This window comes from Sphingobacterium sp. UGAL515B_05, assembly GCF_033097525.1.
Lineage (GTDB): Bacteria > Bacteroidota > Bacteroidia > Sphingobacteriales > Sphingobacteriaceae > Sphingobacterium.
The window spans coordinates 2,086,824-2,111,311 of the sequence record NZ_CP109907.1 but is presented as its reverse complement, the minus strand read 5'-3'; the positions used below and the strand labels follow the sequence as shown (position 1 = coordinate 2,111,311).

General features: G+C 41.1%; 13 protein-coding genes. 1 reads left to right on the top strand and 12 read right to left on the bottom strand.

Annotated elements, in window-relative coordinates:
- Nucleotides 1-8 precede the first annotated feature (8 nt).
- The 7 genes from OK025_RS08545 to OK025_RS08515 all read right to left on the bottom strand — a co-directional run bounded on the left by OK025_RS08545 (nucleotide 9) and on the right by OK025_RS08515 (nucleotide 15,048).
- Nucleotides 9-1,847 (bottom strand): RagB/SusD family nutrient uptake outer membrane protein, encoded by a 1,839-nt coding sequence (locus OK025_RS08545; protein WP_317669111.1) that lies wholly within the window; start codon nucleotides 1,845-1,847, stop codon nucleotides 9-11.
- 11 nt (nucleotides 1,848-1,858) lie between these two features.
- Nucleotides 1,859-5,176: a TonB-dependent receptor gene (locus OK025_RS08540; RefSeq protein ID WP_317669110.1), complete on the bottom strand. Its 3,318-nt coding sequence runs from the start codon at nucleotides 5,174-5,176 to the stop codon at nucleotides 1,859-1,861.
- Nucleotides 5,177-5,356: 180 nt separating this feature from the next.
- Nucleotides 5,357-6,529 carry a FecR family protein gene (locus OK025_RS08535; protein WP_317669109.1) on the bottom strand — a complete coding sequence of 391 codons (1,173 nt, stop codon included), beginning with the start codon at nucleotides 6,527-6,529 and terminating at the stop codon, nucleotides 5,357-5,359.
- A 209-nt stretch (nucleotides 6,530-6,738) separates the two neighbouring features.
- On the bottom strand, nucleotides 6,739-7,317 hold the full coding sequence (locus OK025_RS08530) for an RNA polymerase sigma-70 factor (protein WP_317669108.1): 579 nt from the start codon (nucleotides 7,315-7,317) through the stop codon (nucleotides 6,739-6,741).
- A gap of 141 nt (nucleotides 7,318-7,458) precedes the next feature.
- The gene (locus tag OK025_RS08525) at nucleotides 7,459-10,242 is read right to left on the bottom strand and encodes a sugar-binding domain-containing protein (protein WP_317669107.1); all 2,784 of its coding nucleotides are present in this window, start codon (nucleotides 10,240-10,242) and stop codon (nucleotides 7,459-7,461) included.
- A 6-nt stretch (nucleotides 10,243-10,248) separates the two neighbouring features.
- A complete protein-coding gene (locus OK025_RS08520; RefSeq protein WP_317669106.1) occupies nucleotides 10,249-13,617 on the bottom strand; it encodes a DUF5107 domain-containing protein in 3,369 nt (1,122 codons plus the stop codon).
- 54 nt (nucleotides 13,618-13,671) lie between these two features.
- Entirely contained in the window at nucleotides 13,672-15,048 is a 1,377-nt protein-coding gene (locus tag OK025_RS08515; protein ID WP_317669105.1) for a sugar porter family MFS transporter, read from the bottom strand.
- 129 nt (nucleotides 15,049-15,177) lie between these two features.
- Between OK025_RS08515 and OK025_RS08510 the strand changes: the two genes are divergently transcribed.
- Nucleotides 15,178-16,071, top strand: a complete 894-nt coding sequence (locus tag OK025_RS08510; RefSeq protein ID WP_317669104.1) for an AraC family transcriptional regulator — start codon at nucleotides 15,178-15,180, stop codon at nucleotides 16,069-16,071.
- Nucleotides 16,072-16,244: 173 nt separating this feature from the next.
- Here OK025_RS08510 and OK025_RS08505 read toward each other — a convergent pair whose 3' ends face one another.
- The 5 genes from OK025_RS08505 to nuoL form a co-directional block, all read right to left on the bottom strand.
- Nucleotides 16,245-17,024, bottom strand: a complete 780-nt coding sequence (locus OK025_RS08505) for an enoyl-CoA hydratase/isomerase family protein (protein ID WP_317669103.1) — start codon at nucleotides 17,022-17,024, stop codon at nucleotides 16,245-16,247.
- A gap of 5 nt (nucleotides 17,025-17,029) precedes the next feature.
- Nucleotides 17,030-19,570, bottom strand: a complete 2,541-nt coding sequence (locus OK025_RS08500) for a DUF5686 family protein (RefSeq protein WP_317669102.1) — start codon at nucleotides 19,568-19,570, stop codon at nucleotides 17,030-17,032.
- A 126-nt stretch (nucleotides 19,571-19,696) separates the two neighbouring features.
- Nucleotides 19,697-21,073, bottom strand: a complete 1,377-nt coding sequence (locus OK025_RS08495; protein WP_317669101.1) for an NADH-quinone oxidoreductase subunit N — start codon at nucleotides 21,071-21,073, stop codon at nucleotides 19,697-19,699.
- A 17-nt stretch (nucleotides 21,074-21,090) separates the two neighbouring features.
- Nucleotides 21,091-22,533, bottom strand: a complete 1,443-nt coding sequence (locus tag OK025_RS08490; RefSeq protein WP_317669100.1) for an NADH-quinone oxidoreductase subunit M — start codon at nucleotides 22,531-22,533, stop codon at nucleotides 21,091-21,093.
- Between the two features lie 14 nt (nucleotides 22,534-22,547).
- Nucleotides 22,548-24,470 (bottom strand): NADH-quinone oxidoreductase subunit L, encoded by a 1,923-nt coding sequence (gene nuoL / locus OK025_RS08485; protein ID WP_317669099.1) that lies wholly within the window; start codon nucleotides 24,468-24,470, stop codon nucleotides 22,548-22,550.
- Nucleotides 24,471-24,488 lie beyond the last annotated feature (18 nt).

The following is a 24,488-nucleotide window of genomic DNA, read 5'->3' as shown; positions in this document are numbered from 1 at the left end:
AATACGTACTACCATCCATAATTTTGTGTTATGTTTATCATCTCGCTCAGTTGCTTTTGCTGTATGGGGAAAAAGTAATGTTTTGCCTGAAAACTTCTCTTTCCAGGAAAAACATCTTTTGTACGTTCCCAGGAAGCTTCATAAGTTGTAGCTGCGACATTGCGTGTGTAATAAGGCTCGTTCATTTCCTGTTCTGCAATCATCCATGTTCTTAGATCTGGATAGCGATGCCCCTCAAAAGCCATTTCTACCATGCGCTCCTTACGAAGAAGTTCTCGAAGCAACTCTTTATTTCCCAAGACTTCAGGGTAAGCCTCCTCCAATTTATTCAAGCCGCTGCGTTGTCGCACGAGATTCACATACTTCAATGCTTCAGCTTCATTTCGACTTGGTTTTTCATTACATGCTTCTGCATAATTGAGGTATATCTCTGCAAGACGAAAAAAAGGCCAGGCAAACTGTCCCCAGTTTCCAGATTCTATATCATTTGTTGGATCACTCATCCGCCGCCACAAATAGCCTGATTTCACACAGTCGCCTGTTTTCGTATACGAAGATGTTCCGCCATCAAAGAATGTCACCTGCCTAGGCTGAGGTTTTGGGTTGGTCCAATACATTCCATTTGCCAAAATAGACGCGTAGAAACGTGCATCCCTTCCGACACAACTGTTATGTGCTTTAAAGGAAGCAAAATTATCCAGTGGATGTACATAGTTATCTGTAAATCCTGTTTCCTTATACCCTGATTTTTCATCAATAATAGGTTGTCCATTGCTGCTATAACCTGTAATCGGGTAGCGTCCAGAGCTTGCCATCGGATAGGTATCAACCAGTTTTAGAGAAGGTGCATAACCGCCCCAGCCCATTGTTACAACTCGTGGTGGTGCGGTTCGTACGTTATAATTGAAGCCGTCATCGGACCATCTTCCCCAAATAACTTCCGAATTCCATTTATCAAAATAAATACCCATATAGGATTTAATCGCACGTCGGAAAGCGTTCGTCTCCTTGTTATCTTGGTAAAGGGCATACACATTCAGATCAATTAGCGCTTTGGCTGATTTCGCCGCAAGCTCCCATTTATTGGGATCTGGTGCTTGTGGGAATAAGAATTCACCGCTCTTATTTCTTATTCCTATATAAAGTTTCGCCCCATTAAATAACGGTCGGGCCATATACAGAAGTAATTCAGATTTAGCGGCCATTACAGCCCCTTTCGTCAAACGACCATACCAGGCTTGATCAGTAATTTCCTGCGGCAATACGGCACTTGCTTTATCAAATTCAGAAAGTATAAAATCTACATTCGTCTGCAAAGACATACGGTCGACTGTTGTTGGATCAATTTTACTATCCGGCGCACGATCGCCCCATACAAATACAGGTCCATATCTTTTTAAAAGCAGATAATAAAAATAGGCTCTTAAAAAACGGGCCTCAGCTTTCATAATATCTTTAGTAGCAGCAGTCAATTCTACATTTCTATCAATATTTTCAATGAAAATGGTTGCCTGATTAATCCCTTTATAATTCTGCTCCCAAGTCGTATAATCCTGTGTTGTCACCCCCCATGCACCGTTCGTAAAGTTGAGCCATGGAACCCAGGCAACCCAAGAAAACAAGGCTTCATCACTTAGTGGCACATTTCCACCCTCTCCGCTAAACATGTCATGTTCTATGGGCAAATAACCATATACCTGAGCTAAGTATTGCTCAGTGGTTTTCCGTTTATTGAACACCTCTTCCAAGGTCATCTGATTTTCCAGATCTACATCCAGGTATTTGCTACATGACCCGAAGGAAAGTAACAACAAAAGACAAGAAACCGAGTATATATACTTTTTCATTTTCATTCAGATTAGAGTGTCACACTTAAACCAACATTAAATACACGCATTTGGGGATAACTGCTGCCCGACACCGTCTCTAATTCGGGATCCCATAGTTTGAACTTACTAAACGTGAATACATTCACGCCTTGTGCATAAATACGCACGATGGACATTTTCCATTTTTCGGTCAACAGCTTTGGCAACGTGTAGCCTAGTTCTAGATTCTTCAAACGGATAAAACTCATATCGCGCTGCCATAAGGTTGAAGGCTGAGCGTTATTGGCAATATTAAATGACAATCGTGGGTAAATAGCATTTGGATCTGGATTGTCTGCACTCCAGCGATGATCAGCTACATCCGAATAAATCTGTCCATAACCCCAAATATTTCCGGTTTGACCATATAAAGGTCCACCTGCAATAATCCGCGATATTTGTCCAACACCATGGAAAAAGGCCGATAAATCAAATCCCTTCCAAGATACACTGGTTCCAAACCCATAATTCCATTGTGGCATCTCTGTGTTTCCTATAGCCACTTTGTCTTCATCCGTAATTTCACCGTCACCATTGATATCACGGTATTTGACATCTCCAGGGCGTATAATGTCGCCATAACGCTGAATTGGGCTATGTGCGATATCTTCTTCCGACTGAAACAGTCCCAAAGCAATCAAGCCACGCTGTTGCCCCCAACGCTGTCCAATCTCAGACTGGTAAGCCCATCTCGGAACTGGATTATCATCAAATAATTTTTTATTTCGGTTATAGGTCAGGTTACCACGAATTTGTATTCCCACTTCCCCCTGACGATGATTAAATTCCAATGAACCTTCGGCTCCTTTATTCTGCATCTGCCCAATATTAACGTAAGGTTTTACATTAATTCCCACGATTGAAGGGACACTACCTTGAAGAATATAAATTCCATCGCGCTTTTCGGCGAAATAATCGGCTTGTATAGTCAGCTTATTAAACAGACTTAGTTCAAGACCAATATTACGCTTTAATGCACTTTCCCAGGCAACCAACGGGTTACCGGGATAACCAGTTGCTATACCTTGAATATAATTTTTACCGCCAATGCCGAAAGAATAACCGCCATCGAGTTTCATTTCGGAATTATAGGCAAACCGACGGGAACCGCCGATTTTATCACTGCCAATCTTACCAATGGATCCCCGGATCTTCAAGAAGTTTACAACAGGCAAAAGCGACTTGAAGAAGGACTCATTACTAATAACATAGCCCATAGCTAGGGAAGGAAAGAAACCAAAGCGTTTCTTTGGCGCAAAGTTCTCCGAACCATTATAGCCAAAGTTACCTTCTATAAAATAGCGATCCTGATACGAGTAAGTCAGACGTGAAGCAATTCCTGTATTACGATAGGGGAAGGCTGCAATATAATCACGTTCTGGAAAATTATTTGTCCGCTCACGCATGGAAAATAAAAACAACCCGCCCACACGATGTTTTTCACCAAACAATTGGTCATACATCAGAGAGCTTTCAAAATTGGTCGCACGCTCTCCAGAATGATAATCTTCTAATGATAGGTAGTCACTTCCGTTACCATTATCTTTTAAAATAAGATTTCCTTCACTGTCTCGTGGATTTGCTTTGTCAACATAATAGGTCGTTGGTGCCTTTCTTTTATCTAAGCTCGACGAGTTCTTTGCATCCCAGGAGAATTTGACATTCGCTTTCAAACCGGGAGTTATCAACTCCGAAAAATCCTGCGTTATACCAATCAATGACTGTGCATTATTCCAAAAATCCTTCGAGAATCCTGTGGTATTGAGCGCATAATATGGGTTTCTCCCGCCTTGGGGCTGTGCATAAGCTCCATTGGAAAACTGGATAGGCGTTGCGACCGGAGTTGTATGCAGCACCATTTCATACATATCGCTTAAATTGACACCCAATCGATTTTTTGTTTCATATTGATTGGAGAGATTCAGATTTACTTCTGTCGATTTAGAAAGCCTGATATCGACATTCGATCTGAAATTGATCCGATCGAAATTCACCGACGGATCGTAGTTAGATGTTTTACGAGGCTGAAAGATTCCATTCTCTTTCATGTAGGAACCCGACACATAATACTTAATAAAATCACCTCCTCCGGTTACATTCACGTTCAAACGCTCATTTGATGTTCTCTTTTTAAAGATTTCTTGCATCCAATCTACATTTGGATATACATCCGGGTCCACTTTATTCACATATTTATTTATCTCTTCCTGTGTCAATGGTGCTTTTCCAGAAGCTTCAAAATTGATATCGTTATAATAATCTAACCATTGAGCGGCATTTGCCAATTTAGGCAAGACAACAGGTTCCAACATACCACGCTCAACACGAGCATTAATTGTTGGTTTGGCACTTTTCTTTCCTCTTTTTGTCGTGATGATCACAATACCATTGGCGCCCCTTACTCCGTACACGGCTGTGGCAGTTGCATCTTTCAAAACTGAAAAAGACTCCACATCCTCAGGATCAACTAGATCCATTGGACGCTCGATTCCATCGACTAAAATCAATGGACTGTTACTTCCTGCAAAACTACTGACCCCTCGTATCCAGAATGAAGTTGCCGACCCCGGCTCGCCAGAGCCCTGAACCGTAACAACTCCCGCCATCTGCCCCGCCAATGCGCTACTGATTTTAGCTACGGGAGTTTTTAACTGCTGTGGAGAAACACTGCTAATCGCTCCTACCACACTAATTTTACGTTGTTTTCCATAAGCAACAACTACCGCCTCCTCCAGATCAGCTACTGCGGGCTCCAAAGTGACATTCAGCTGATGTGACGTACTAATATTACGCTCGAACGTCTGAAATCCTACCAGAGAAAACTGTAGCACCTTGTGCTGATCTTCAATTTCCAAAGCAAATTGCCCCTGCGCATCGGTCTTCGTTCCAATAGTTGTCCCCTTAACCGAAACCGTGACACTTTCCAATGGCATTCCCTTCACATCCGACACAACACCGGTAATCCTCCTTCGCTGTATCTGAATGATATTGACCGGCGCAATTGGCGAAGAAATTTGCTTCGCCCGTATCAATACGGTATTCAACGTCAATTCATAGGTCAGGCCTCTTTCCGATAAGAATTCCTGAAGTAGCTCTTTAAAGTTTTTGTGGTTCGCTTTAATGGTTACTCTTTTCTGTTTATTAATCAAACTGTTATTATACAAAAACTCGTACCCCGTTTGTTTTTGAATCTCATCCAGGACGTCCACCAAACGTCCGTTTTTTATATCCAATGTCACTTGCTGACCAAAGCTAGATGCATAGACGTGCACCATGGAGATGATGAGGATTAGTATGCATACTTTCATCCTGATAAATGCTTTTACAAAGAATTTTTGTGTAAAAAAGCAACTTTTGCTATTCCTTTTATACATTTGTATAGGTTTGGTGTTAAATGGTTCATAACTCAATTAGGTCTATTTAATTGCTAAACAACGATCGGGAGTGTTGCGAGCACTTCCGATTACTTTTAGCTGAAGGTCACATCATTACATAACAAGGACCCTCCCATCCTGAATTTTAAATTTATAATTAGATATTTTCTCCAGCTGTCCGAACAGATCCGACAGCTTTTTAGTTCTCTTTATCATCCCCGTAAATGTATCTCTTGAGGACGACTGCACCTTAATTTCTTTAATATCGTACCATTCGCTCACCTTTCTCAAAACAGTCTCAATATTGTCTTCCGAAAAGCGAAAGAAACCATCCCGCCAGGCAAGCACCTCTTTTAGATCAGCTTCTTGCAGCACAATTTGCTTCGTACGCAGATCAGTTTGTGCTTGCATCCCTGGGCTCAAAATCTGTTGATTCTGTCCGGCGCTTACAGCGACTTTACCTTTGATTAAAGTGGTCAATATTTTAGTTTTGCTTAAATCAGAAGCAACATTAAATTGCGTCCCCAACACACTGATCTTGGTTTGCTTGGTCTGAACTACAAAAGGTTTGCGACTGTCGTGAGTGACATCAAAATAAGCTTCACCATCCAAGGATACTGTGCGAGTGTGATCATCAAAATGCGTGGGATAGGTCAAGCTAGCGCCAGAGTTTAGTTGAACCTGTGTGCCATCAATCAGCTTCACGGTCAATGAACTACCTTTTGGACTAAGGAAAGTTCTCATCTCGGATTTGCCTTTGCCATTATTTCTAATCTGATACACTACTGTGCCATCTGTTGCTTTAACGATGCTCAGATCGTTTTTATCCAAGGTCTCGGGATGCTCTTCTGAAATTGAATATTGATCACCATTTGAAAGTTTAAGTATAGGTGCACCGTTTTCCGGCAAGGCGATTTCCTTTGGCGAGATGGCTTGTTGAGACGTTGTTTCCTGCGCGCTTTGCTGGACCAAAAACAGAATTGAAAAACAAAAGACAACAATTGCGGCAGCAATCCCCCCCCATTTGATGTAGCGCAGCTTTGATTTTCTTTCATTTCCTATCTCTTCATGATGTTCCCCTATTCGACTTGAGATCTGATTTAAAACCTGATCCCTGTTAAACAACTCTGAGCGTTCAGGAATTCTTTCGCCCATACGTTCAAAAAGATCAGAGAATTCAGCTTCTTCCAGCTGATCTAATTGATCGAGCATCTCTTTCAATTCCGAACGAGAGATTGTATTTCTAAAATAATGGGTTAGCAAATAGCGTAGTCTTTCTTCTTGCATGGTCAAATTGGTTCGTACTTTCTAAGTATTTATTTTAGACAGTACACCGCAAAAACAGAAAAGGACTACAGCGAAAAATATTTTTTTATTTTTTTTTATACCTACTGGATCCCCTATCGTCGTAAAAATTTATTAATTGACTCCAAGTCCTAACCAAGGGGATGACAACGGCTCGTCAATACGGATACATTAAGAAATGAGATCCTTTTTTAGAAAAAATAAAAAAATAGGGTTAATAGCGGATTTCGTCCAGAACGGACTTGTTTTAAATGTTTCGATGCTCTGGCAAGATGGTTTTTTACAGTATTCTTAGAAAGATTTAGTTCTTCTGCAATTTGATTGTGAGGTATCCCTTCGATTCGGCTTAATGTAAAAACAAGTTTTTGTTGTTCAGGAAGTAGGGAAAGATAATTTTCTATTTCACCAGCAAGTTCCTTTCGTTCTATTAAACCGTCGGCGCTATCCGAATGATGTTCAATATGGTAATATAGAAGCTCAAAGGCCGAATGAGAACGCTTAATACTTCTTAGTTTATTAAAACACTCTCTTTTAGTCAATACATAGAGAAATGGCCAGAGATCCACATCCTGTTTTATACTTTCTCTATTGGTCCACAGTTTCACGAAAACTTCCTGCACGACATCCTCGCTCCAACCTGTATCTTTCAACAAATGGAAAGATACATCGAAAATGCGGTCTGCATATCGTTCGTAAAGTTTTGGTAAAACAGCCTGCTTTCCTATAGAGAGCGCCTGGATCAAATTGGCTTCATCGTTTTCTTTTCTCATAACTAAAGCTCCCAATCTTCAGTTTATTGGTCTTTGTGCTTTTCAGGTAACAATTAGATTACAAGGCCAAGTTAACAATTATTTCAACATATTTATTTTAAAAAATCAAGCATATTAAATTTTTCCAAAGCGATCTTCTAACTAATAGATCGCTTTGGGTTCGGACTTTTCTTGCGCTTCTTTGTAGCGCAATACCTGCGATAGAATTGCCGGATTTTCGATCACTTTAGGCCTAAACTTTGTACTGTTCATATACGCTAATATGGAGCTCAACAGCTGTCTTGCAACGGGCCTATTGGCTAGATCCGCCTCCATATCGAACGATGCGATCATCAGCTTACCTGATCCTACCGTCCCTTCAAAAAGAGATGCTAATCTTCTATTATTGGCAAAGTTATCAATGAGCTCTACAACTGCATGTCCACCTTTGACCTGATCCGTAATCATCGTAGTCGATTTAATTTGGAGATCCCACCATTGCCAATCCGTATGATTATCTGTCGGGAAATCGGCAAATACAGGATGTTTAGGATCACAAAGCAAGCCCATTGTACCAGCCTGTTTTGGAAAGTGTACCGGGCTCCAAAAAACAGGAACGAACTTCCCTTCAATACCGCTTATTTTCTTCCAATCGGGATTTAAAAGCACTTTTTTCCCTTCTTTCAGCAAGTGCATTGCTTCCTCCAATTCGCGCGTATAGCTAACTTCCCCAAAATTAACGGCTACCTTCTGAGGATACACCCAAATATTCCAATGATTTTCGTATGAAGTACCCTCAAGTTTAAGTTGAATCGTCAATTTCTTCGCCTGTCCAATTGTTTGTAATGGTACTTCTAAATGCCCCACATTGCCTTGATGTCCTTTTCCAATGGTTGACTGAAAATGTCCCTGTGCGACTATTTTTCCCGCATCTTTCAGGAACCAACTAATCCCCTGATTCTTCAAAATCTCCTGTCCATAATTACTCACATCTATAGAAGCTTTGAACGTTTCATCGTTGGTATATACAGCTTTCGCAAACTGAAGCAAAGGCACTACTGGAGCACTAAATTGTCGAAATTCTGCCGCAGAGAGAATATGTTTGCTGTCCCAAAAAGCATCTAATAAGCCTACCAATGCCGTTCCCTGACCAGGGAAATCGTGAAGATCAAGGAGCTGATAACCACTGATACCCGGTGTCTTCAACGCTCTTTCCATCTCCTCTTTGTACAGAATAGCTGCCAATTTTCCCGAGGACATCGTATATGCGCTGGCCTTATGTAATAATCCTTTTTGTTTTAGATCTTCTGCTACAGAAATGAAGTTTAACGGTTTTAAAACACCTTTATATTTTTTGATTTCGGCGAGATTGGGATAGACAGCATATTGTCCAATTTCGTGCGTCACGACCGGAATCGAAATTCCTTCCAAAGAATTGCTGTAGTTTTTATTGAATGTAGGTGTTTCGCTATTAAATACACCTTGTCCCCGTACCCAGCCCTTGGCTGTCCACTGGGTAATCAGATAATCATCATAGGGTTCTTCCTTGACACCATGCCCTTGCTGGAATGTAAAAGAAGTTGCGGTATAAAGATGCCGTTTGTCTTTTTCCTTTATGTATTTTACCAGCGCATTCAGCGCATTGAAATCACCACTCAACTCGTTACCCATGCTCCAAAAACAAAAGGACGGATGGTTTCCATAGGTTTGCATTATTCGATCGGCCTCTTCATAGAGAAAATTCATCACTCCCTCATCTTTACCAAGATTATTCTCCCAGATTGGCAACTCAATTTGAAGATAGAATCCCAATTCGTCAGCAACAGCAAAGGCCGCCTCAGGAGGACACCATGAATGAAACCTCAGATGATTTAGCCCCCATTCGCGCGCTGTCACAAAGACTTTTCTCCAACCGGCCTTATCCATCGGCGGATGTCCCGTTAACGGAAAGATACTGCATTCCAATGTTCCCCTCAAAAATAAAGGCTCACCATTGACTTTTAGCATGGTCCCATCCGTAGAAAGCTCACGCATACCTATTGAGGTACTCAATGTTGATACGGCATCTATGGTTTTCAATTCCAGATTGATGTCGTACAAATGCGGTGAAAATTCGCTCCAAACTTTCAGTTTGTCACCAAGAAGGTAGTTTAGATTGATCGCTGAATCCCCTGGCGACAGCTGAATGATTCTTTCAACGGATGGTAGCGAACCCATTTTGTCTTTTACCTTTATTTTCAGTTTACCGACAACGGCCTTTGCAAGTCTATTACGGAGATTGACCTGCAGATTGATTTCCTTTTTCGCTAGATTAGGACTCGCATACACAGACTTCAGACGCACCGCATCGTAGGCCTGAATAGCTATCTTTCCAAGAATGCCATTCCAAATAATTTGGGTGTGATCGGTATAAGCATGTGCCATATCATCAACGCTAATTGGGAGCTTCTTCCTGTTATCTATGCGGATTGTCAACCGATGTTTCTTTCCTGCTTTCAGTAGCGCACTTAAGTCAAACCCATGCGGACTGACAAGGCTACGTTGCTTTTGTACTACCGCTATCCCATCGATCCAAACCCTAGACTCCCAAAGAACCCGCTCGAGGTTTAAAATGATCTCCTTACCTGTCCAACCTGCCGGAATTGAAATTTCCCGTGTATACCATGCTGCCCCCACATAACGATGTGCTCGCGTTAGATGCGAAAGCTGAGGTTTGGCAAGAGCAGGTGTCAACGTATTTACGGTTCCTAAACCCGCATCATCAGTTGTTCCTGGTAATCTGATCGATGTTTCGAACGATTTACCAGCCCAACCATGCTCGATACCGACATCTTCGGGATCAAGCCGAACCTTCCACTCACCTGCAAGGTCAAGACGATTTAATCCATCTGCCCAGACCGTATAACTTTGAAATAGAACGACGAATACAATGATATAGCGATACATACTGAATTAATTCTTTAAAGAAGTTTCACCTAAGAAAGAATACATAATAGCCTGGCTCCCTTGGTGATTGGGATCCAACTGCTGGACTTGTGCTAAATAATCCATTGCCAAAGCACGATCTCCATTCCCCAAATACCCCAATCCCATGACATACAAACAATGTATTTTATTCTTATGATCCAGATCTTCCTCCCAAATATCCATATCAGGCAAGGAAACTGCAAAATAATCTATTTTAAAAGGCTTGTCAATAAATAACTTTCCATGATCTATTAAACATTGAAAACGTTGTTCAGCTCGCACTGGATCACCAAGCTCATGCCAGGCTAAACCTTGATAAAATATCTTATCTGGTTGTGGATCATTATAGAAAAGGGCCTGCTGGGGTTCATCAGCACCTTCTGTTGCTTTATAGAAATAAACTTTAGCTTCTTCATCCATCCCCAATAAACGATAGACGAGTCCCTTATAATAGTGAACATCGTTTTCTTCCATTGTAATAAGCTTACCTTCACCCAGGTTATGTGGATAATAATCAAGCGCCTTCAGCAAGGAAAGCGCCTGCTGCAGTTCATTTTGCAGTATCGATTTTTTGGCCAATTCGAGCTGACATATCGTGTATTGACGTGAAACTTTACCTTCACCCCCTTCCCAGGGTTTAAACTGTCTGGAAGCCAGCAACGTTTTCGCGACCTCATGTTCACCCAAAAGATTAAATAGGGTGATCCGCTCCAAGAATAGATCGTCCCTAAGCGTCACCAAATCCGGATATCGATCGAGCAGAGCCAACCTTTCTTTGTAAGAGCGTCCCTCTTTCTTGTAGAGCTGATGAAGCTCCATGAGTAGACGGGCATCCGTTTCATCCAGTAAAAATGCTCGTTCCAATAGCGTTACCGCTTCTTTTGGCTTATCGATCCGATTATAATAGGCTAAGGCCAAATTGCGAAGAACAGTAGGAAACTGTCCATCCAATTGAATAGAACGTTCCCAACAGTCTACAGCATCCTGATGCTGTCTTTTACCATACCAAAGATTGCCCAAATAATACGATGCCTTTGCGTCAGCACTATTTAAAACTATGGCATGTTGGAGAATTGCAATCTCTTCCAAGCGATTTGGAAAACAACAGCTAGGATCCATAACGGCAGCTTGATCACAATAAGTTTTTGCCCTGTCATGCAGACCCAAATGAGTCGCAAAATAACCTAGTGTATAATATACCATAGGGTAAACTAAGGTTACGTCTTCAATGGTTTTCTCCAGGAGTAAAGATGCTTCTTCATACAGACCGGCATGAGCAAAATCCAATGCATATTCTATCGCACTATGAATATTAACGCGCGCTAAATCGAGAATAGGAGAAAATATCGATTCTTCTTTTGTTAACAGGTACCATTCGAATCTACAGCCCATATTAAACGGATCCAATTCCATTGATTCTTGAATCCATGCTAAAGCAGCATCTTTTGCCCCGATTTTTCTTAAAATAGAGGCCTTCAGTTGTCTTCCTTTATGGTGATACCAGTTTCTGCTCAATGACTGATCTATTTTTTCTAAAGCAGCTTTCCAATTGCCTCTCTTCGCATCAATTTGTGCCAAACCAAAATAACCAGAATCCTTCCATGCGGCATTCCATGTTGCTTTGTAGAAAGCTGCATAAGCCCCATTCAGATCCCCAGATAGTTGCAGAGCTACACCAAGGTTGTAGTAAGGTTCTCCATCATAAGGATTGGGATTACGCTCCGTAGCGCGAGCGATAGCGGTCTCAAAATAAGTGATAGACTCCTCTATCTTACCATTCCGCAACAAGAAAGCGCCCATTGCATTATTACATCTGATGTCGTTCGGTTCACGTCGTAGCGCCTCTTTATAGTAATCCAATGGATGATAAGTTGCATGCCGGTACTGCTCCAGATGCTGCCCTGTCAAAAACAATTCTTCGATAGAACAAATATCTTCGGGCAACAATGCTGCCTGTGCCGGTTTGGGTACATCTTTAGCATCCTTCACCTGCTCCTGCTGGTAAACCAATATTTCATGATTATTTTTATCATACACAGTCAATATGAGTTCGGTTGGTACACTCTCCAGTCCAGCAACACGTTGGGTATAAATATTCCGAGGAGAACAAGTCACTTGTTCGTCCAAATAGATTTTACCGGCCGTATTACGTAACAAAACACGTATATTTTCATGCCTCCCTGTTGTATACAAAACAATGTGAGCGGTCTGCTCCCTAACCTCCATATTGAGCACCGCATCTTTTGTTGCATTTTTCACCTGTCCAACTTCTGCGTAAGGCATAAAATACTGACACCAAGATTTCACTTCGTAAGGTTGTAACCAAGCAAAATCAGGCTGATTATCTGTATATACACCAGCCATCAATTCAATGTATGGCCCATTTTCATCTGTCAGGTTTCTATCCCAAGCGACACCAAAGTCACCATTTCCCCAGGTCCACTGTTTTTTCCCCGGTGAAATGTGATGGTCGGCCACATGCAACATCCCCGCATTGGTAGCACCAGCCTCATAGCCGCCAACGAAGTTGTATTTCGATTGAATGGCCATATAGGATGTGGGAACAGGAATATTTTTGTATTGTGCAATATCAACACCTGCCGAGTAATCGTACTTATAATAGGTCCCAGTAGCAATCGGGAAAGAAGAAACCTCTCGCTTTCCATGATCAAAAACGGCATTGACATCGGGAGGGAACACGGAATAATAGTCGTCATTCACAACAACAGCCGGATTGGCCCACCACAGAAAAGTTTGTGGCAATGCTGTCCGATTATACACCTGAACCTTGATTTCCAGATACGCTTTGTCGGGATGCAAAGTAAATCCCTGCATGGCCTTCATCCGAAACATACGTTCGATTTCGTTGCACCAAACCGTAATACTTCCATCGCTGTTGTGTTCGATTAAATGCTCTGTAGGCATAAAAGTAGTCGGTCTATGATGCTGAGGCCAATTAAATTCAATCCCTCCAGAAATCCAAGGACCAGTGAGCCCAACCAAAGCGGGCTTGATAACTTCATTATAGTAAACGAAATGTCGTTCTCTAACTTTATCATAAGCCATATGAACCCGTCCACCTAAAGCTGGAAGAATCATTACCTTGATATATTCATTTTCAAGAAATAGCGCCTGATAGATCTTGTTTCGCTTCTGATCGCTAATTTTCTCTATGATCGGATAGGGATATACTACCCCCGAGCTACCTTGGTATACGCGCTTTTCGGCAAATATGGGATTCTTCTCCATCGTCCCAATCTCGTATGTTGGAATCGCAACCTGCTCCTCCCATGCTTTTACGATCCCTTTCTGGTCAACTGTTGATTTTATAAGGTAACGAGTCAATTCTGTCATTTTCTTAATACGCTAATAGGTTTATATAGGTCGAGTTGATTATTCTAGTGCCAATTATCCTTCCAGTTCTTGTTCAATTTCTTCTAAGCTTTTTCCTTTGGTCTCTTTCAGTCGGCTCCATAGAAACAGATAACCGATAAAACAGACTCCTCCATACAGCCAGAATGTACCAGCTGCGCCCAGATTTTGATTCAGTAAAGGAAAAGTATACGTGAGCACAAAACATGCAATCCATAGTAATGATGTCGCAATCGCCATAGCCTGCGCCCTTACAGCGGTAGGGAATATTTCGGCGATAATTACCCAAGTAACAGGTGCCAAGGTCATTGCATACACCGCAATTCCGGCGAGCACAAGGAGAAGCACAAAAATGCCACTGCAATTGAAATAATAACATGCTCCTAAGGCAATATAAATCACAAAAAGTCCTGCCGATCCGAAGAGCATCAATGCACGACGACCAATTCGATCGACCAGATACATGCCAATGAATGTAAAAATTACATTGATCACTCCAGTGATAATAATATTGAAAAGCATCCCGGAAACTGTATATCCGGCAGCCGTAAAAATCTCTTGGGCATAATTAAAAATAACATTAATCCCACACCACTGCTGAAAGACCGCAATAAAGCTCCCTAGCAACAACAACCGCAGCAACTTGCCCTGAAATAAATTTCTTTTTCGGGTTTTACCCTGACTTTGTTCAGCCGCCTCGGCAATAGATTGAATATTTTCTGCTGCATATTCATCTCCGCCCATGCGTAAAAACACACGCTTTGCCTGTTCGTGCTTCCCTTTCGAATACAACCAACGGGGGCTTTCGGGAATCAGGAAAAGCAGCACCAAAAAAACGACCGCTGGGATCGCTCCTGCCCAAAACATCCATCTCCAACCCTCTTGCCCATTCCAGGTTTCTAGAATAGATTCTCCAGCTAAAACCGGCTTTGCAATGAGCCAATTGACTACTTGCGCTGCAAGTATGCCCAGTACAATGGTTAATTGATTGACCGATACAAATTTTCCCCGACTTTCTGCGGGGGCAATTTCCGCGATATACATCGGAGCCAAATTGGAGGCCACACCAATCCCTATCCCGCCCAAAATCCGATAAATAATAAAAGTGTCAAGTTCGGACGCCATGCCGGTTCCCAATGCAGAAATTATAAATAAAATTGCGGCTGTATAAATCAGTGGTTTTCTACCATAGCGATCTGCCAGTCCCCCCGAGAGCAGTACACCAACAAAGCTTCCCACAATCGCCGAAGACATGGCCCATCCCTGCAATGCAGGATCGGATTCCAAATGAAAATAAGCCTCGTAAAATGGTTTCGCACCTCCAATAACTACCCAATCATATCCAAATAGAAATCCACCAATAGCTGCCACAAAAGTGATCAATAGCAGATAGGTTGTCGCAGTCTTTTGCATAAGAGTTTACATATTTAGATTTACTTAGGTAAAAGTAATGGATTACTTGGGGAGAATCATGTAAGTGAACACGATAAACATGTAAAATATTACTATTTTTATAAGGATAACCAAAAACAAGCTCGATTTATGAAACAAAACCAAGATGTCATCGCTGAAGGATTCAAAGGAGAAAAGGCGATTGTCCTTCCCTATGCCGTATGCAACTACCAGGCAGACAACAACATCACAACAAAATTACACATCACACATATCGGCTATTATCCCAATGCAAAAAAACACTACCGTGATCGTCCAGAAGGATGCAAGGAATATATTCTGATTTATTGCGAAAAAGGAAGTGGTTGGATAAAACAGGATGACACAACGCACAACCTTAAAAGAAACGATGTATTTATTATACCGAGAGATAGTGCCCATTGCTATGGCGCAAAATCAAATGATCCCTGGAGCATCTATTGGATTCATTTCGCCGGGACGGATGCGGCTCTTTTTAAACATATCATGGGCCAAGTGATTCATATAGATGACGCGGATTCAAACAAACATGCCAACCGCATCCAGCTCTTCGAAAGCATCTACAAAAATCTGGAAATGGGGTACAGCCCAGAAAATTTGGAGTATACGAGTTTTTGCTTTCAATATTTTTTAGCTTCCATTCAATATCAGACACAGTTTAGAGAAAGTAACCGAATTCAAGTAGACAATATTATACAGGACATCATCATATTTATGAAAGACAACCTGGAGAACAATATCAATTTGGAAGAGATTGCCGCACATTTCAACTATTCTAAATCACATCTTATTAACTTGTTCAAGCAGAAAACGTCTTACCCCCCCATGGTGTATTACAATCAACTACGGATGCAAAGAGCTTGCTCTTACCTGCAATTTACGCTACTCAAGATTAAAGAAATCGCATTTAAGCTCCAATTTTATGATCCCTTTCATTTTTCAAAGGCCTTTACACGAGAAATGAAAATGTCCCCCCAAGAATATCGCAAAAAATATCAAAAATAATGTCGGTTAAACCCTTCAGATTCATAAGCCATCCAGACCAGTTACCTCTAAACAATTGGTTATAAACGATTGGCTCTCCATTCGAACATCTTTTCTTGGTGCTATCTCATCTCTTCATCGACATTCAAACCTGCCAATACACAACGTATAGCGTTTAGCGAAGTATTGCGGCCTTATTCAAAATTGGGTGTCCTTTTCCCTAAAAACGCCGACACACCTTCTTTGAAATCTTCTGTTCCGAACAAATGACCGAAGGCGTCCATTTCCACCTTATTCCCATTCTGTTGTCTGTCTTCAGCGGCGTTAATGGCCGCAATGGCATTTGTTATGGCAACACGCGAGCGCGTAAATATCTTTTGGAGTATTTCCTCCGCCCGGGCAATTAGTTTATCCTGTGCGATCACCTCATTGACCAGTCCTATTTCATAAGCCTGCTGCGCATCAATCATATCGCCCGTTAAAATCATTTGCATCGCCTGTCCTTTTCCGATCAATTTGGGCAAACGCTGCGTACCGCCGTAACCCGGAATCAGCCCCAGAGAAACCTCCGGAAGTCCCATCTTAGCATTTTCAGAAGCTATGCGGATATGGCAAGCTAAAGCCACCTCGAGCCCTCCACCTAAAGCATATCCATTTATAGCGGCAATAACTGGCTTCGGGGAAGCTTCGATAAGATCCGTAAAAATAATATGTCCTCTTTCACTAAGCCATCGTGCCTGAATCACAGACAAATCCATAAATTCCTTAATATCTGCGCCTGCGGCAAATGCTTTGTGTCCAGCACCAGTCAGGATAATACCCCTTACATGATCGTCGGAATTGAAATGTTTAAAGATATCTTGCAATTCATCAAGTGTTTCCTGATTTAGGGCATTCAGCTGCGGCTCGCGATTAATGATGACATAGCCAATGCTATCTTTAATAGCGTACTGTAAATTTGAATATTGGACCATAATTGCTAAAAATTAAAATGTAAGGATGCCGTAAAGGTGTCAGAAGGAACTCCTTCACCACCTTTATAGCTTAATCTCTTTTTATACTCTAATCTAATCAATTTAAAGATATTATCCACCCCCACAAGTCCTTCGACATACGGTTTGTTACGCAGGGCTTTTGTTTGAATAATACCATCTTTGTCCGCCTCAAACTGAATATTTTCGGGCGTAACAAAAGGATTATTGGCATCACTTAATTTGCCATAAAAAGCTTTGAATCCCGTCACTTCACGCCACTTCAGTCTTCTGAACAAAGGTATTCTATTAAAAAAGAAACCGTTCCAATTGTGATAATAAGTCAATTTCAAAAACTGGTCTGAAACAAATTCGGAGGTAGCCATCAAATCAAAATTCACCAAGGGGCCCTGCTTATCTCTATTGACCTCTGGAAGCTCCAATAAGGTATAAGGCAGGTGTTTCCCCCAAATTCTCCCGCCGGAGAATTCAAAATCAGCTTGTCCTGCTGGCGATAAGAACAATCGTTTGAATACACTGAACCGCAGCGCATCATAACTATAATCTGCCCCCCAAAAGCCTTTCAAACCTTTATTATATTGCAATGTAAAGATGGGATATTTATTCTCTACCGTTCCCCGATCTAGGTTATGATAGGTAAATTCTTCATTCGGAGCCCAGCGCAAAATCAACTGTAGATCATTGGTATTTACTTGACGAACTGTATCCGGTATAGGTAGGCTATTGATATAAAACAAATCACCGCGAGGTTGCCTGCGCGTATGTGTAAATGCCGTTCCTACACTAATATGATTCCCAAATTCAATCAAATGATCGAGACGATAGATATCGTTAAACTGCCATTTATTAGGCCTGTTCTTCCCAAACGAACGGAAAAAACCATCTCCTTTTAAGAAACCCAAACCTCGCCCTGGTTCCATAACGTCGTGCTGTACGGTAAAGCGCAAATAATTCGCGGGAAATTGAACAATACGCTCTCCATTTAATGTAAATGCCGTACTCAAGTAGTATTTTAGCGCTTTGTCCTTATCGCCATAGGCTGTATACCCCTCAATATAGGCCTTTTCCGAAAACAAGCGTGTCGTTCGACCACTCATCCTAAAACGGTTTCCTTCGTAATTATTACGGCTATAAAGATATTCCAGTGGTCCAAACTCAACCTTCCCGGCATTATAATACCCCTTTGCCAATAAATAACCCAATGCTACCAACTGATTAAAAGACCGCATATTCTGCACCGAATCAACTTTTTGATATGCCCCTAATTCAGCATGGCTTAATGGGCTTGGTCTGACGCCGACGATTGGTACATTTGACGCAGATTGCAGGAGATATCTTTTTTCGACAGGTACCCCAGCAAAATTTTCGTTCGAAATAGAATCTGTGCGATGTCCGAGGTACTGCGTTTCCCTACGTCCATACAATACATCCGACTTACTCCCGCCAAATAACATTTTCAGGTCTGCATGAACGGGAAGCATACTACCGTTTTTAAATTCGCTATAGCTGAGCTCTATCTGCACGTCATTTATCCAATTGATATTCGCTGTACGGCCTATATTCAAGGTCGCGCGATGAACAGCAAACCTTGTATCGTCGGAGATGAGTAGATCGCCGTAAAAGAGCAAATCAATAGCCGATTTGCCTTCAAAATGGAGCTCAATATAATCCTTCCCTTCAATCTTTATCGTATCTTGAATTTTGTATTTATAAAAAGCCGTGGCACCGGTAGCGATAGGGCTTAAGATACCCTTGTTTGTGACCTGAATCGTATTATCGTAGAGGTCAACATCGCGGAGTATTGTCTGAAACCGCGTCTGCCAATTATCATTGTTAAAAAAGCGTGGATTTAATTCGGTCTGATTGTGGCTGATGACAATCTTCTTACTACGATCTGGATTATGGGATGAATAGACATTAGCATAGTTTTCTTCTAAATAAAACGGTGCAATCGTCAGTCCCCGAAAAGCTGTAGAATCGACATTTTCAAAGAGGAATCGGAATGGTTTCGGAAATTTCTTCGCTTTATCTTCAGGATTGACAAAACCAAATTGCGTCTTCTCGTATTCGTCAAAACGAATTTCAGGTATACGGGTATAATGATTTTGTGGTCGATGTGCTATTACCTGTTCAATCAGTGCAATAGCTGGATCTTTAGGCTTTTTGTTTTTTCTATTGACGATGACTTCCTCTAATGTATTATTCGAGGCAATTAAGTGCACCGTCAGCATAGAATCTTGTAACCGACGAACATCCACTGTCCTCCGCTCATAGCCCACTGCTCCAAATACAAGCTGTCGGAATTTCTTGGCATCCTGAATCTTAAAATATCCAAGGGTATCGCTCGTGCCACCACGATCTTCCCCAAGCCAGTTAATTGAAACCCTTGAAATACCCTTGCCTGTTTGCGCATCAACGACCTTTCCACGAATAAAGTCCTGTGCAATTACTTGTCCGCAGATAACGAGGAAAAGTAACACACTTAAAACACGAATCGAAAAAGATTTAACACACACTTTAAACGCCATCTGTAATTTGATAGGATTTCTTTTTTACAATATACAATTTGTATGCAAGAGTTATACCAATAAAAATAAAAAAAGCACGGCGAAATCGCCATGCTCTAATAAACAACAAGTATTTTAACAGAAACTTTATATTAATTTTAAAAGGCAGTCTGGGTATACCCCTATCAAAATTGTAAGCACAACAGCAAGAAATAGGACAAATGAATAGTTCCATTGCACATTAACACAAGACTCGTCGCTGTCTCTAAAGTACATCGCAACGACAACTTTCAAGTAGTAATACACAGCAATGCCCGCATTGATTACTGCCAATACCAGCAAAACAATATGATAATTTTCCATAACGGAAGAAAACATCATAAACTTACCAATAAATCCAGCTGTCAACGGTATTCCCGCAAGAGAAAGCATGGCTATTGTAATGGCAAATGCAAGCAAAGGATTTCGTTTACCCAAACCATTGAAAGCTTCAAAATGCTCAGATCCAGTCGTTTTCTTGACAAGAATCAATCCTGTAAAGGCAACAATGGTTGCCAGCGAGTAGGCAAGGCCATAAGCAAAGATACTATTAGCCGAAGTAGCCCCAACTGCAACAATCGCAAATAACATATACCCAGCATGCGAAACACTTGAATAAGCAAGCATACGTTTGAAAGAAGACTGCATTAATGCAGAAATATTTCCAACAAATAAGGTGAGAATGGCGATCACTAAGAAAACTGGCGTCCAAAAATCTTGTAAAGGCAATAGACTATAACTGAATAAACGTAACAATCCAGCAAAAGAAGCAACTTTAACGACCGTACTCATATAACTCGTAATCAGTATCGGAGCCCCGTCATAAACATCAGGTGTCCAGAAATGAAAGGGAACAGCGCCCACCTTGAACGTCAATCCCACAATGAGGAGCAATATTCCACCATAAAACAAAGGTGAAATTGCCTGCGGGTTATTGACGACATAGTTTTTGATTTCACTTAAATCAAATGATCCAGTAGCACCGTATAACAGGGCAATACCAAACAGCAGAAACCCAGTAGAGAAAGCTCCCATTAAAAAGTACTTTAATGCAGCTTCATTTGATGCTTTGTCTCTTTTACGTATACCGACCAAAATATAAAGCGCTACAGACATAATTTCAATACCTAAAAAAAGCATTGAAAAATTATGATAACTATTGACAAGAACAGCACCTGTGAGCGAGAAAATCAATAATGAATAATACTCCGCAATTTGTCCCTCCTCATCAAAATATCCCTTTGAGATTACAAAGATGCACAAGGTAACTGCGATACATAAGATCGAGAAAGCAATAGCATAATGATCAAAATGAACCATCCCACTATAGAGAGGTCCGCTGGTAGAAGTCCAGTCATTCCATAAGAAACCAATTGCGACCAAGAAGCCAAGAATAGAAACAGGCAGCAGCATAGATTTCATCTTGAATAAGCCAAGGTAAAGGACGACTAATGCTAATATCGAAAGTGTAATTATTGCACCCATACAATTAAATATATCTATTATCTGCCTAAAAATGTACTTAAAACTTCCACAGAACCTGCAGAAAGGTTCAATAGGAAATTAGGGAATATACCAATATAAAGGATCAAGACAGAGACCACTGTCAATACAATAAGTTCCGTTCCTTTTACATCTTCAAATTGTATAGTTCTTTCGGTCGTTTCTCCCAGCATCGTTCCTTGATAAAGCCTAAGGATATAAACTGCACCCAGAATTAAGGTTAAACCCGCAAAAACAGCAAACCAAAATCCATATTGAAAAACGCCTTTCAATAATAAAAACTCACCAATAAACCCATTCGTTAATGGTAACCCCACTGCTCCCATACAAATAATCATAAAGAAGATGGCCAACCGAGGTGCCTTGCTTGCTATTCCACCAAGCTCAGTGAGACTACGTGTCTGTGTGCGTTGCTGAATAATATCCAACACATAAAAAAGCCCTATCACAGAAATACCGTGATTTAACATTTGAATAGTTGCTCCACTCAGGCCATTCGTATTCCATGTGAAGACACCAGCACTAATTAAGCCAACGTGGGCTATTGATGAATAGGCGATCAATCGCTTCACATCATCTTGTTTAATTGCAATAATGGAAGCATAAACGATCCCAATAACGCATAAGATCATTGCAAAATGTCCGTATAGAGCAACACCGGCTGGTGCGATAGGCAATAGCCAACGCATTAAACCATAAACCCCCATTTTGAGCATGATACCCGCCAACAACATCGTACCTGCTGCAGGTGCGTTTGTATACGTATTGGGTTGCCAAGTATGAAAAGGAAAAATTGGTATTTTGATGGCGAAAGCAACAAAAAAAGCCCAAAACAACCATCGCTGTGTATTTCCCCCCAAATCTAATGCAATAAATGAAGTCCATTCAAAATCACGATTGGGCACTTGTTGATAGAGATAAAGAATACCGATCAACATCAAAAGGCTACCCAAAAAAGTATAAATAAAGAATTTCAAATTTACGCGGATACGATCTCCTTCACCCCAAAGTGCACAAATAAAATAAATCGGAATCAGGGCAATCTCCCAACCCACATAAAAAGTAAACGCATCCAAGGCCATAAATACGAGCAATAAGCCCGCTTGCATAAAAGCCATTAATGCATAAAAGTTTCCTTTATAATCCTTCTTAAAGGTTGTTGCAATAATTAAAGGCATCAGCCCATTCGTCAATAAGATCAACGGCAAGCTAATTCCATCAACGCCGATATGAAAATGAATATGCAATGAAGAAATCCATAGCCAATTTTGTTCAAATTGCATTCCGCCATTCGCGTCAAAAGTACAAAGGAAAGGAATAGTCAAGGCCAAAGACAGTAATGATAAAATCAAGGCAATAGACTTTGCAGCATTGGTCTTTAAGAACGTTAGAATCAATGCGCTTATTAACGGCAATAAAATAAGTAAAAACAAGTTATCCATCGATTATACCAAAATTAAAGACTCAACAATCCATAGATGAAAATGGCAATCACCCCAATTACCATCATCAATAAATAAAAACCAACATTACCATTCTGGAGCAAACGCAATACTTTTCCTGTATCAAATGTTGCTTTCCCGGCACCGTTAACAACACCGTCAATCCCACGTTGATCCACAACATTCCCAAAGAAAGCCGAGAGCCAATTGATTGGACGTACAATGATGCTATCATAAAGTTCATCCACGTAAAACTTATTGTAAGATAGATTCGCCAAGAAACTTCTGGTACCTTCTCCCGCTTCAGGTAACTGTTGTCGTTTAACATACTTATTAAAGGATAAAGCAACCATAATCAATACCCCAACAACAGAAACGGCCATTAATACATATTCAGTACTGTGTTCCAAATGATGAGTTGCAGGTATTATCGCTTTTCCCTCTGAGAACACTGGCGCCAGGAAATCCTCAAGCCAATGATTACCGCCCAAAACAGCTGGTAAGTTGATTACACCTCCAACCACAGAAAGTATAGCCAATACAATGAGTGGCATGGTCATACTCTTCGGAGATTCATGCAAATGATGCTTTTGCTCTTCCGTACCACGAAATGTTCCAGAAAATGTCATAAACAACATTCTAAACATATAGAATGCCGTCATTAATGCACCAATAAACCCTAAACCCCATAAGACCGGACTAGCGGCAAAAGCGCCCGCCAATATTTCGTCTTTGGAGAAGAAACCTGAGAATGGCGGAATTCCCGCAATCGCAATTGTCCCCATCAACATCGTCAGATAAGTAATAGGCATTGCTTTCTTCAAGCCGCCCATTTTACGCATATCCTGTTCCTCACTCATACCATGTATAACAGATCCAGCCCCTAAGAATAGTAAAGCTTTGAAGAAGGCATGAGTCAATACATGGAAAAACGCTCCCGTAAATGCTCCGACACCAAGGCCAAGGAACATATACCCAAGTTGTGAAACGGTTGAATAAGCCAATACTTTCTTAATATCATTCTGCGTCAGTGCAATCGCAGCAGCCAGTAGTGCTGTACAAATAGCGATGACTGTAATGAGTTGTAAGGTAAACGGTGAAAGAATAAACAATACATTGGAACGTGCAATCATATAAATACCGGCTGTAACCATCGTCGCCGCATGGATCAGGGCCGACACGGGTGTCGGGCCAGCCATGGCATCTGGCAACCAGGTAAACAAAGGTATCTGCGCAGATTTACCTGTCGCAGCAATAAACAATAAAATGGTAATGCTAACGACAGTAATATCACCGACAGCGAAATTCTTAGCTGCTGGAAATACAGTTGAAAATTCTAAAGACCCAAAGGTTCCGAGTATTAAAAATACCGCAAGTAGAAAACCCAAATCACCTATTCTATTCATCACAAATGCTTTTTTCGCTGCATTTGCATAGGAACTATTTTTGTACCAAAAGCCGATCAATAAGTAAGAACATAGTCCTACACCTTCCCAGCCAATGAACATGACCAGGTAATTGGAACCCAATACCAATAGCAACATAAAAAAGATAAAGAGATTCAAATAAGCGAAGAACTTACCAAATCCACTATCATGATGCATATAACCAATGGAATAGACATGGATAAGGAAACCAATTCCCGTAACGATTAAGAGCATGATCGCACTTAACGGGTCTACCAAAAAAGACAATCCAACCTTGAGATTGCCCACTGCAATCCAATCAAATACATGTTGTTCAATGATGCCTGCTTGTCCAGCTTGTCTCGCTTGGTAGACTTCGGAGAACAGAAGACAGCTACATACAAAAGAAATAAGCACTACAGCGCTGCCAACAGCGCCTATCATACCTTTGGAAAAGGTATTCCTACCCAATCCGTTCACTATAAACCCGATTAAGGGCAAAAGGGGAATCAACCAGACTAATTCACTCATCGTATTTATTTCTTAAGT

What these genes read in the sequence shown, in the direction of transcription:
- OK025_RS08545 (WP_317669111.1), bottom strand. Translation starts at nt 1,847, where the DNA reads ATGAAAAAGTATATATACTCGGTTTCTTGTCTTTTGTTGTTACTTTCC.
- OK025_RS08540 (WP_317669110.1), bottom strand. Translation starts at nt 5,176, where the DNA reads ATGAAAGTATGCATACTAATCCTCATCATCTCCATGGTGCACGTCTAT.
- OK025_RS08535 (WP_317669109.1), bottom strand. Translation starts at nt 6,529, where the DNA reads ATGCAAGAAGAAAGACTACGCTATTTGCTAACCCATTATTTTAGAAAT.
- OK025_RS08530 (WP_317669108.1), bottom strand. Translation starts at nt 7,317, where the DNA reads ATGAGAAAAGAAAACGATGAAGCCAATTTGATCCAGGCGCTCTCTATA.
- OK025_RS08525 (WP_317669107.1), bottom strand. Translation starts at nt 10,242, where the DNA reads ATGTATCGCTATATCATTGTATTCGTCGTTCTATTTCAAAGTTATACG.
- OK025_RS08520 (WP_317669106.1), bottom strand. Translation starts at nt 13,617, where the DNA reads ATGACAGAATTGACTCGTTACCTTATAAAATCAACAGTTGACCAGAAA.
- OK025_RS08515 (WP_317669105.1), bottom strand. Translation starts at nt 15,048, where the DNA reads ATGCAAAAGACTGCGACAACCTATCTGCTATTGATCACTTTTGTGGCA.
- OK025_RS08510 (WP_317669104.1), top strand. Translation starts at nt 15,178, where the DNA reads ATGAAACAAAACCAAGATGTCATCGCTGAAGGATTCAAAGGAGAAAAG.
- OK025_RS08505 (WP_317669103.1), bottom strand. Translation starts at nt 17,024, where the DNA reads ATGGTCCAATATTCAAATTTACAGTACGCTATTAAAGATAGCATTGGC.
- OK025_RS08500 (WP_317669102.1), bottom strand. Translation starts at nt 19,570, where the DNA reads ATGGCGTTTAAAGTGTGTGTTAAATCTTTTTCGATTCGTGTTTTAAGT.
- OK025_RS08495 (WP_317669101.1), bottom strand. Translation starts at nt 21,073, where the DNA reads ATGGGTGCAATAATTACACTTTCGATATTAGCATTAGTCGTCCTTTAC.
- OK025_RS08490 (WP_317669100.1), bottom strand. Translation starts at nt 22,533, where the DNA reads ATGGATAACTTGTTTTTACTTATTTTATTGCCGTTAATAAGCGCATTG.
- nuoL (WP_317669099.1), bottom strand. Translation starts at nt 24,470, where the DNA reads ATGAGTGAATTAGTCTGGTTGATTCCCCTTTTGCCCTTAATCGGGTTT.